The following is an 11,104-nucleotide window of genomic DNA, read 5'->3' as shown; positions in this document are numbered from 1 at the left end:
GTTATGCGTAAACTGCTTCACGCCATCTTCGGCATGTTCAAACACCAAGCCGCCTTCGACGGCCACAAGCTGTACCCGCTCCCCGCAGCGCAAATTTCCACAGCAGAGGCCGCCGCCTAATGCAAAAAAGAAAAGATTCCTTCACCTTCAAAAGAAAAAATACCCTTGAAATTCAAGAGAGAATCTACCCGTTCCCCCCAAAATGCAATGCCCTCTCCCTTGGGGAAAGGGTGCCGGAGCTACGACGGCGGGTGAGGGGTCACTTACTTCGGCGGTCTTTATCCCGCACCCTCTCTGCCGCCGCTTCGCGCACTTTACGGACAAATCTTTCCGGGTCCTCGGTCACCAACCCATTCGGCAGCCGGAGCACGCGCACACCAAGCTTTCCAAGGTACGCATCCTTCGCCGCGTCCTTTCTCATCCGGCTGGGCTGCGAGTGGACGCCTCCGTCGAGTTCCACGGCCACGCGGAGTTCGCAGCAGTAAAAATCGACAACGTAATTCTCGATGGGATGCTGCCGCCTGAATTTCAGGCCCAGCCGCCGGTCACGCAGCAGATGCCAGGCGTGCCTTTCGGCTTCTGTCTGCGCGTGCCGCAATTCGCGAACGCGCTGGGTGCTGATTCGCACGGTTGAAATGACCCCTCACCCGCCCCGGTCCCGCAAGGCGGGACGGGGCACCCTCTCCCCTCGGAGAGGGCTCAGCCTTCAAATATCCATTGGCTGACGCCGGCATTGTAACCGCAGCGACTCGGAAAAGCGACCCGCCCAAAAGAAACAAGGCCCTCTACCCTGGGGAGAGGGTGTCACGACCTGGCGTGACGGGTGAGGGGTCACTCCCTCCAAAAAATGAAAGCCCTCTACCCCGGGGAGAGGGTGGCGGAGGTACGACTCCCTCGTAGAAATTAAGGCCCTCTCCAAGGGGAGAGGGTGCCGGAGGTACGACGGCAGGTGAGGGGTGTTTTCTTCATCTGTTGGCTCGCAAATCCCCGCGCGCAAAAAGCCCACTGAGCTAACCCGGTGCTTTGGCTAGCCCCTACGCCGCCCACATACGGACTAGGCTGGCAACAAATGCATAGATCAGAATCCCGGCACCTGACAGACCGGTTAACGCGCTCAGCGGAAAAGTGACTTTCCATAATGACAGCAACGGCCTTACCGACCTTGACATCTTGTCCTTATGTGCCAATAAGGCTGCGGACACGTTTATGCCAGGCTTGCTCAAGGTGTTCGCAAAGTCTACCGAAAGGTAGGATGAGATCATGGTTTCGCAGATTTCGTACAGGACAAACAGGACCAGCGAGAACGTCACTAGCAGCGCTGAACCCACAAGCAATTTAGGTGAAAGGTAACCCTTTGTGCCCGACCACGCGGCGAAAAAGCCACCGTATCCCAGGCCCATTATGACTTTCGTGTACGTCGTCGCCTTGTCATACATCGTCTTTTGAAAATCAATCAATTCCGGTGGGACAATTGGTGGGCGTGACGTAGGTTCTACCGGTGGCATGAATGGGCCCCCATCTAGTCTGAGTTCAGATTTGTATAGCGTCACGCGTCACGGATGGTCGCATTGTCGCTTCTGCGATCTCGCGAAGCGAGAGACACGCTTTTGAGCTCCATATCCGTCGGCCCCTCTTGACTGTGGAAGTTGGCGACTACCAAGCGGTTGTGGTGCCGGGGCTGGCGCAGAGGCTGCTTTTTAGGCTATACGATTTCCGTAGGCTTTGGTAGCGCAGAGTTGTTCTCTAACTCTGCGGCCTGCGGTACCAATCCCGCGGGTGGCGCAGGCACTCACCTTGTGCTGTCTCTGCCGTACGCCTACGCGCTGGCGTCCTCCTTGATCTTGACGATCAACACCCCCGCGCCTCGAAATCGCTTCTGGCCGCTCCCTCCGTCTAGGGCTGTCAACAAAGCGACGTATCGTCTGCCTTTGTCCAACTCCGGCGCCATGATGGCCGCTTCATCTCTCGGAATAAATCCCAGCATTTCGCCGTTCTGTCTTAGAACCTGAACCGCATTCTTGTCATGACGATGGTTTGGCTGTCTCCGTAATTCGAGGAGCTCGGGAACCTTGCACCGTGCGAGTATTTCTTGGCGGCTGGTCCCATCGTCATTTTGGTGAGAAACGCCCGCGACCCTGACAATATAGTGATCCTCCATTTCGAGCTGGGCCAGCTCCGGCGGTAGGATTTCGCCCAGAGCGACCTTCGTGGAGGAATAACCACCTTGAACGGAGGGGGCCGGGCGCGCGCCTCTCACCTTTGAATAAATCCACAAAAGCAGAATGGCCAAAAATATGACACCGAGGATTTCCAAACCTGCACCTCCTCATCCGGCCCAGCCAGCGCGGCGATCAATCACTTACTCTTGCTCTGATACTCGTCTTTCATTCCTGCCTTGGCTTCGAGGGCGGGCAGAGGCGTGAGCACTTGTCGCCTTGTAGCGGCGGGTTTAGCCTGCCACGATGGCGACGTAAAGTCGCCGCTACGAAAATGCTCGATCACCCGTCGCGGCTCTGCGCGACACCCTCTCCGTTCGGAGAGAGCTGGCTAAATTTGCGGCACAGCGCGTTATGGTCGAGCTGAAGCACGGCCCTCCTGAAAACACCTCTCCCCGATCGCGATGCGCGGCCACCCTCCGTGGGATTTCAAATTCAAGATTTAAGATTCCAGAACAAAGAGCCGGCGGCAATGAAGATTGAAGCCCGGCCATCCTGGAGCCACGGCGAGCGGTCGCGACACGCCTATATACACCCGGAGGTGGCACAGATGCAAGCGAAGAAGCAGCGGATAGTGGATAGTGGTTGGTGATTAGTGGAAAGGCGTGAAAAGATCCCTCAGCCGGTCAAAAAGCTGTGAAGAATGGTAAGTGATGAGTGATGGGCCGGAAAGATGAGAAACCTGCCTCACCTTATCCGTGGCACAGGCACTCTTGCCTGTGTCTTTATCCCATCCTCACAGCCAGGAGTGGCTGTGCTACTTTCTGTGTTCATCCATCCCACGCTCACAGCCAGGAGCGGCTGTGCTACTTTCTGGCGCTCGACCACTGCCACTCTTCAGGCTTTGCGGCCAGTCCGGCTGCAACAGGGTTCCATTCGATATAGGCTCGAACCCGCTCAAATTCGCTGTCGTCTCGTACCTAATGATCAAAGGATTCGTTCTGCCAGAAGGGCTGGCCCTGGTGTCCGAGCACCGCGTTTGCGTCACGCGCGGAGACGCCTTTGATTCCCCTGGTGATGCGGGCCAGCGGAACAAGCGGGACAAGGAGCGCATGAACGTGGTTCGGCATGACCACATAAGCGTAGGGTTTGTAATGCCCCAACTGCTCGCCGCGATGGATGGCCAGCTCGACGTACCGGGCAATCCTGGCGTCCCGGAGCCAGACCGGACCGACAAGGCCCTTGTCAAGCTCAGCGTCCCACCGGCGAAACCTTTTCCCTGCTTCAGTGATGCCACCCTTTGTGGCACCGGCGCTCGTGGCACCGGCACTCCTGCCGGTGGTCTGGATAACACGAGACTTGGTGACACCCGCGCTTGCAATTCTGCCGGCGGCCTGGATTGACCTGGGCAGTGACCCAAACAGCCTCCAAGTCAGAAAAATAGCTTTACCTTCAGGATGCCAGTGTGGAAGGTTGCGGCGATAGAAAGTCATTGCGCTATATCCGTAGCCGTAGTACAGGCACTCTTGCCTGTGTCTTTATTCGATCCTAACATCCCACAGCCAGGAGTGGCTGTGCTACGTTTCGTGTTTATCCCACGCCCACAGCCAGGAGCGGCTGTGCTACTTTGCGGCAAACCATAGCATAAAAGCAGTGGTTAGTGATGAGTGGTTAGTGTATGGTGGATTGAACATTGAGGGAGGAATGAGATTTAACAAGCGACGAGGGCTGACAATTTACCTCCCCATCACTGTGCTGATGGGGTGTGGGCTGGCGATTGGGCAGCAGGCGGCGGGCGGCGCGGGGCAGGGGTGGCCGGTGGCGGGGCATGATCCGGGAGCGAGGCGGTATTCGCCGCTCCGCCAGATCAATCGCGCGAACGTGCAGCGCCTCGAGCGAACTTGGACCTACGAGGTCCCCACCACGCCGAACAGTTGGCTGCAGGCTTTTGAGAGCACGCCGCTGATGGTGGACGGCGCGCTCTATTTCGCCACCCAGACGGGAATGGCCATCTCGCTCGATGCCGAAACGGGCAAGCAGCTCTGGACGTTTAATCCTTACGGGGCCGCCAGCGGCAAGGTGCGTCCGCTGCCCAATCGCGGCATGGCTTACTGGAAAGGGAAATCTTCCGAAACCTGCGACGGCCGCCGCGACGGCGATGACCGCCGGATTTTCTACGCCACTCCTGACGACCGCCTGTTCGCGCTGGACCCGGCCACCGGCAAACCCTGCAAAGAGTTTGGCCAGTCTGGTTCGATCAATCTTCGAGACGGCGTGGCGACGAAATATCCGGAGCGCCAATATGACCTGACGTCGCCGCCGGTGATTTACAAGGACCTGATTATCACGGGGTCGGAGTTGCAGGAGTTTCCGTCAAAGGGCAACAGCGGAGCGGTGCGCGCCTTCAACGTGCACACCGGCAAGCTGGCGTGGACGTTCAACACCATTCCGCAGCCCGGCGAACCGGGGCACGACACCTGGCAGGGAGACAGTTGGAAGGACCGCTCGGGCGTGAACGCGTGGCCGCCCTTGAGCGTTGACATTGAGAACGGACTTGTCTTCCTGCCCGTCGGCTCGCCTTCGTATGATTTTTACGGCGCTGACCGGAAGGGAAACACGCTTTACGGGAATTCGCTGGTGGCGGTGAAGGCGGACACCGGAAAACTGGCCTGGTACCATCAGCTTGTTCATCACGACATCTGGGACATGGACGTGGGCTCGCAGCCGTCGCTGGTTGCCATTCATCGCGATGGCAAGCAGGTTCCCGCCGTCGTTGTGGTGGGCAAAACGGGACTCGTTTTTGTGTTCAACCGGCTGACCGGCAAGCCGCTCTACCCGATTGAAGAACGCAGCGTGCCGCAAAGCAAAGTGCCCGGCGAAGCCACCTCGCCCACGCAGCCGTTTCCGACGGCCATCCCGCCGCTGGCGAAAATCCTGGTGACGCGCGATGACATCACGAGCGTCACGCCTGAGTCGCGCAAATACTGCATGGAAAATTTCGGGTCGGCCCTCCCGGGGCGAATTTTCAATCCCTGGGGCCTCGATACTACGGTGATTATTCCGGGAACCATGGGAGGCACCGACTGGGGCGGCGTTTCGTTCGATCCCTCGACAGGCTACATGTACGCCAATGCGACGAACCTGGGCTCGGTGGGGATGATGAAGAAGCAGCCCGCAGGCTCTCCTGAAGCGTATGAGCGGACCAGCAAATGGGGCTCCTACGCGCGCTTTGAAGATGACAACCATTATCCCTGCCAGCAGCCGCCCTGGGGAACCATGAACGCCGTCAACTTGAACACCGGTAAGATTGCCTGGAGCGTGACGCTGGGAGTTGTGGATGCTCTCGCGGCCAAGGGCGTTCCCCAAACTGGCATCTACAACCTGGGCGGCTCGATTGTCACCGCCGGCGGCGTGGTGTTCATCGCCGCCACAGCCGACCGCCGCTTCAGAGCGTTTGACGCGCAGAACGGGAAACAACTGTGGGTGAGCAAACTTGAAGCCAACGGCTACGCAACGCCGCTGACGTATATGGGAAAGAAAACCGGGAAGCAGTTTGTGGTGCTGGCGGTCGGGCCGAGTTCGCGCTTCAGCACCGGCGCGTCGGCTCCCACCGTGGTTGCGGCCTATACGCTTTTTCCCAAAGGCCAAACCAGCCCGGCGCAGGCAAAGCTGCAACCCCAGACACGGCTACCGGTTGAGCTGGGAGTGGTCCCGGGAGGCGTGGGAAGCGAACCGGTTGACATCATGCCGCAGCCTGCGGCGCCGGTGCAGCCCATTCCCTTCAGCCACAAGGCGCATTCAAACGCCGGTCTCCCGTGCGAGAGTTGCCACCGGCTGGCACAAGACGGCAAGCAGATGCAGATTCCCAATGCGAACTACTGCATGGGTTGCCACCAAGGGATAGCCACGGAGCGTCCGGCCATCCAGAAGCTCGCCAGCCTGCAAAAGGCGGGAGGCAGCATTCCGTGGGTGCGCGTCTATCACCTGCCGGACTTCGTTTTCTTCAGCCATCAGAAACACCTTGACGCCAAAGTGGACTGCGCGGTGTGCCACGGCGTGGTGCGCGGCATGGACGCCATGCGGCAGGCGAAAGACGTCTCCATGATGAGCTGCGTCAATTGCCACAATCTGCGCAAAGCCACGGTTTCCTGCGGCCAGTGCCACAACATCGGGTATTAAGAAATGACGCTCGATCGCCGCGGGCAAATTGAATCTCGTCTCATCGATCACTGACCGGCATATTTGGCTACTGCAAAAGCTCGCGGATGTAGGCGTCGTCCTGCGCCTGGGCCAGGTCGGTGGTGTCGCCGAGAACGTACCGATACTCGTAGCCCGCGCCAAGCGGGACGACGCGGCGGAGCCAGTTGGTGGGGTCGGTCCACATCACCTGCCGTTTCCCCATGGCGGTTACGAGATCGTTCAGGTCCCAATGGAGAATAAAACCGGGGATGACCGCGTCCCAAAGGTCGGCGGCCATGGTGTTGTCGAGCGCCGAGCGCAGACTCGAAGGCGTCCGGTCAATCCAGATTTTGCCGATGCGCGGATCGGCGGCGGCGGCGAGCAGCAGCCAGATGCCGCTTACGCCGCGGGCGGCGGCGCGAATCGAACCGGGACCGACATCCGAGCGCGCCGCCAATAGATCAACGCCGCGCAGAATGTCGTGCGCGCGCATGGCCGGCAGATCGAGGCCGATCAGGTTGGCCTGCACGTCGGCGACATAATCTCCGGCAAACGGCCCCTCGTGGATTTCCATCTGTGATCGACGTGGCTCCATCTCGAGCACCACGCGGCCGGCTTTGGCCATGTGTTCCGCGATGGTGGCCGTCGGCATCAGGCCAAACATGTTGCCGCCGCTGAGCACCAATACGGCGGGCTTTTTTCCGGGAGACGAAGGGATGCGCAAAGTGGCGCGGAGCCAGATGCCTGGCACGCTCTCAAATTTGATGCGCTCCTTTTGACCGGCGGCATCACTCGATTGATCGAGAATTTGGATTTTTGGCGCGGAGCGATCGGTGGGAATCTTGAGTTCGCGCAGCTTCGCCAGCAACTCAGCCGCGGTTCCGGCACGTTTGCGCGCCTTAAATTCAGCGCGAAGCACTTGGTAGAGCTTCCGGCTGCCCGGCTCATTCTCAACGTTGCCGCTGGCCGTTACCTGAAGCTGATGGTTGGTATACATTTCGACCGGCTGTTCGTGGAAATCACCCTGCCCGTTCTTGAGGTAGCGAATCATCCACTGGTAGACGGCTTCCCGCGCCTCGAGCGGCATGCCGTGCGGTCCCTGCCCCACCGTAAATCCAACCTTGTCCTGCCCGCCGTAAAGCGCGTACCAGTTTCGGGCCTCATCATAGACCAGCCGCACGCCCTGGTGGCTGAAGTGGTATTCATCATGTTCGGTTGATTGCAGCAGCCACGGCGTTGGTGCGGGGAGCTCCACGAAATCGGCGGTGTCCAGGCCGCTCGCGAGAAAGCGCGGCAACACCATTTCCACGTCAGGACCCGAGGTGGCAAACAACGTCTGAAAAGAACTGGGATAGCAGGCCGGAATCACCACTTTGACCCGCGGGTCGAGGCCGCCGAGGAACGTGGTCAACGCGCCGCCGCCCGAGCAGCCTGCGGCGCCGAGGCGCGAGGCGTCCACATCAGGCCGGCTGGAAAGATAGTCGAGCGACCGCATCGCGTCAAAGATGAAGTATCGGGCCAAACCCTCGCCAATCAATTGCGCTTGCGCGCCCATCTGGATGTGCTCAGGAACAGACCAGCCGGCGAGCGGCGCGTCGAGCTGTGGGCTGTACGTTTGCTCGCGTTCGCCCTGCCCGATGGGATCGAAACACAAAGCCACAAAGCCCTTCATCGCCAGGTTCGCGGCCATCCGCTGGTCTTCCGGTTTCCCCTCCTGCGTGTGGCCGGCCTGCAGCAGCACGGCAGGATAACGGCCCGGCTGGTTCGGCCGGTAGACATTGGCCGTGACGTAAAGACCCGGCAGACTCTGGTAGATCACCTTTTCGACGGTGTAAGAATTGTTACGAAGCTGGCCGGTAAACCTCGCGTTCAACGGACCGCGGTAATCGGGCAGGCCGCCCATGTCGTCCAGCATCTGCTTGCGCACCCACCGTTTTCGGCTCTCCGCCTGCGCTTTCGTGCGGATCCCGCGGATTAATTCCGCTCGCTGCTGGAGTTGCTGCTGGGCAATTCGGTTCATCCACTCTACGAGCGCATCGCGGGGCTTATCCTGCGCCGAGAGCGAAGGAACACACAGGAAGAGGACAAGCACAAGCGACACCACCGGATTCTTGTTCAGGTTTACAGTCGCGGAGTTATCGATGGCGCGCGGCATCTCGCAAGCTTCCAATACTGAGACCCGACAGTCTGTCGCTGTAGCGGCGGCTTTACGCCGCCAACCCAGATTGAAAGCGCGGACTCTCTGGCGGGGTAAACCCGCCGCGCTACGCCCTCACTGCGGGATATTTCGACAGCCCAAGAATCCTATGCCGGGCGGGGGCGTGAGTCAATGTGCCACCGTTGGCGGATTGTCGTCCGGTCGGCGAAGTGTTATGGTCAGTGGCCTGGACGTAAACACAAATCTGATTTCTGCCAGGGAGTGTGCCATGGCCGGTGAAGATCGAGGCAACGGTTGTTTCCAGTTTCGGCGTGCCAATGTTTACCTGCTGCTGGCGGTGTGCGTTGCGCTCAGCCCGGGGTGCGAAAAGAAGGCGCCCTCGGGACCGACGATTGCCGTGCCCACTTTCATCCGATCGTTCGCGGCTGCCGGCCACGAGTACCACTACACGGTGGTGGGCAAAGATCCCGCGCAGGGCGGAACACTCACCATTCCGACTGTGGTAGTGCCGGTGTCGCTGGTTTTTGACGCGCCAGCGGGCAAGGCGGGGAAGAAGGTGGAAATCAGCGCGGCCGACGACGTGCAAAAGGTGGCGCAGTCTCCTATTTTCCAAAAGTATGCATTCGCAACCGGCGACACGCAGTACGGCGACGCCGTCCAGCGCGCGCAGTTTTACAACGAAGCCTCGGCGAAGGACTGGCACACGATGCTGGGACAGCCTCGCGTCACTTCTTCGTTGCGGATCACGATTCCGCCCGCCAACGGATACCTGCTGACATCAAAGAAGACCGGAAATTTGCTGGCCATTGTGGACCTCGATTTCGTCCAGAAAGAATTGTTCAACGATCTCGCGAAAATGCAGGCCAGGCCGGACGAACTGGTAATTGCTTTGACGAAGAACACAGAGTTCTACGAATTGAACGATGCGACGGTTTGCTGCACCTGGGGCGCCCACGGAGCGCAGTCCGATGCTTCGTCCAAGGCGCTTCAACCGTTTGTTCTGAGCACGTATCTCGACCCGGGCGTCGTGCCGGATTACGACGACATCCAGCCGCTCACCCAGCAGCTTGCCGCGTGGATGAATGACCCCTTGCACGGCCAGCAGGAGAATACTTTCCCGGCATGGCAGAAACCGGTTGCGAAAGGAGGCTGCGGAGGGCAAGGGATCGGCACGCACTATAGGTTTGCGCTGCCCACCGACGGCGTTTCGGAATCGAATGCGACCGTGGTGAAGACCGAGGCGGGCGAGTATCACCTGGAGAACGTCGCCCTGCTGCCGTGGTATGCGCAAAATGCCCATCCCGATAGCTACCAGGGCGCCTACAGCTTTCCTGATACCGGCGTGCTGAAAGCTGCCGCCGAACCTTGCGCGCCGCGCGGGCAGCGGCTGGAGGCCACGCCGACCGCATCGCCAGCGCCGAACCCGCACGCGCCCAACGGCCACCAGTTGATCGGCTACTGGGTGGGATATTCGCGTTCGAAGACAATTCCGTTGCGCGACGTTTCACCGCAATGGGACATCATTATCGTGGCCTTTGCCGCGCCGGTTAAAGGCTCAACCAGCACGCTGCAATTCGAAACGCCCGCCGGCTATACGAAAGAGCAGTTCAGGGATGAGATCGCCGCCATGAAGCGCAAGGGGAAAAAGATTCTTATCTCGCTCGGTGGCGGCGGCCAGGTGGTAAAGCTGGACAGGGCGGAAGACCTGAAGAATTTTGTGGAGAGCGTCGGGGCCGTGGTTGCGGACTACGGTTTTGACGGCGTCGATCTCGATCTCGAGACGCCATCGCTGATTCTGGATGCGGGCGATACGGACTTCCGCAAGCCGACGACGCCGTGCGTGGTGAATTTGATCGAGGCCATGCGGCAGCTTCGCAATCGCTTTGGACCGAAGTTTATGCTGGCAGAGGTCCCCGAGGGTCCGCAGGTTCCGGCGGGGTACGTGGCGTATGCGGGGCAGTTCGGCTCATTCCTGCCGGTGATTTATGCCACGCGCAACATGCTGTCGTTCGTTGACGTGCAGGATTACAATACGCCGCCGCTCGAGGGAATGGACGGAAACTACTACATGCCGGAAACGGCCGACTATTATGTGGCGATGACGGAGATGCTGGTCCACGGCTTCCATGTCGGACGAAATTCCAGGTCCTACTTCCCGCCGCTCGCGCCCGAGAAGGTGGCGGTCGGGTTTCTGGTGGGTCGCTCGAAGCTGAGCGAAATCGAGAAGTCCGTGAAGTATCTGATCACCGGCAAGCCTTTCGGGGGCGAGTACAGCCTGCAGCGCAACGGCGGCTATCGCAATTTCAATGGCGTCATGTTCTGGAACATCCAGGCGGACCGGGGAGACAATTATCAGATGTCGAATGCCCTCGGCCCGCTGCTCCACAGCCTGCCGCGGCGGTAGTTGCAGTCCGGGGCGAGTGAACGTCGCGATCAGGCGAAACTTTCAGGCCGCAGTTGCATCTAACAGTTTGCCAACAAAGGCTTTTGCTCGTGTCATCCTGAGCGCGTTCGTCCTCAATTTGAGAACGGCCCTGAGCGAACTGCGGTGATCCTTCTCCCGCGCCGCGGGATCAGGATGACAGGCGAACGTGCTCAGCATGACAAATCG

Annotated in this window: 7 protein-coding genes; 2 read left to right on the top strand and 5 right to left on the bottom strand. The window is 59.7% G+C overall.

Annotated features, from left to right (window positions below; genetic code table 11):
* Positions 1-259 precede the first annotated feature (259 nt).
* From VFQ24_03755 to VFQ24_03740, 4 genes are all read right to left on the bottom strand, one after another.
* Entirely contained in the window at positions 260-628 is a 369-nt protein-coding gene (locus VFQ24_03755) for an endonuclease domain-containing protein (GenBank protein ID HET9177452.1), read from the bottom strand.
* A 406-nt stretch (positions 629-1,034) separates the two neighbouring features.
* Complete coding sequence (locus VFQ24_03750) at positions 1,035-1,505, bottom strand: hypothetical protein (protein HET9177451.1); 471 nt, start codon at positions 1,503-1,505, stop codon at positions 1,035-1,037.
* Positions 1,506-1,816: 311 nt separating this feature from the next.
* Positions 1,817-2,314, bottom strand: coding sequence for an HIRAN domain-containing protein (locus tag VFQ24_03745; protein ID HET9177450.1), 498 nt, complete (start codon positions 2,312-2,314; stop codon positions 1,817-1,819).
* Between the two features lie 822 nt (positions 2,315-3,136).
* A complete protein-coding gene (locus tag VFQ24_03740) occupies positions 3,137-3,649 on the bottom strand; it encodes a hypothetical protein (GenBank protein ID HET9177449.1) in 513 nt (170 codons plus the stop codon).
* A 211-nt stretch (positions 3,650-3,860) separates the two neighbouring features.
* Between VFQ24_03740 and VFQ24_03735 the strand changes: the two genes are divergently transcribed.
* Positions 3,861-6,335, top strand: a complete 2,475-nt coding sequence (locus VFQ24_03735; GenBank protein ID HET9177448.1) for a PQQ-binding-like beta-propeller repeat protein — start codon at positions 3,861-3,863, stop codon at positions 6,333-6,335.
* Between the two features lie 67 nt (positions 6,336-6,402).
* On the opposite strand, the gene VFQ24_03730 is transcribed toward VFQ24_03735, so the two are convergent.
* A complete protein-coding gene (locus tag VFQ24_03730; protein ID HET9177447.1) occupies positions 6,403-8,490 on the bottom strand; it encodes an acetylxylan esterase in 2,088 nt (695 codons plus the stop codon).
* A gap of 271 nt (positions 8,491-8,761) precedes the next feature.
* Between VFQ24_03730 and VFQ24_03725 the strand changes: the two genes are divergently transcribed.
* On the top strand, positions 8,762-10,897 hold the full coding sequence (locus tag VFQ24_03725) for a glycosyl hydrolase family 18 protein (GenBank protein ID HET9177446.1): 2,136 nt from the start codon (positions 8,762-8,764) through the stop codon (positions 10,895-10,897).
* The last annotated feature ends 207 nt before the right edge of the window (positions 10,898-11,104 follow it).

It is taken from the genome of Terriglobia bacterium, from assembly GCA_035712365.1.
Taxonomy (GTDB): Bacteria; Acidobacteriota; Terriglobia; order UBA7540; family UBA7540; genus SCRD01.
This window is presented reverse-complemented; position numbering and strand designations above follow the sequence as displayed.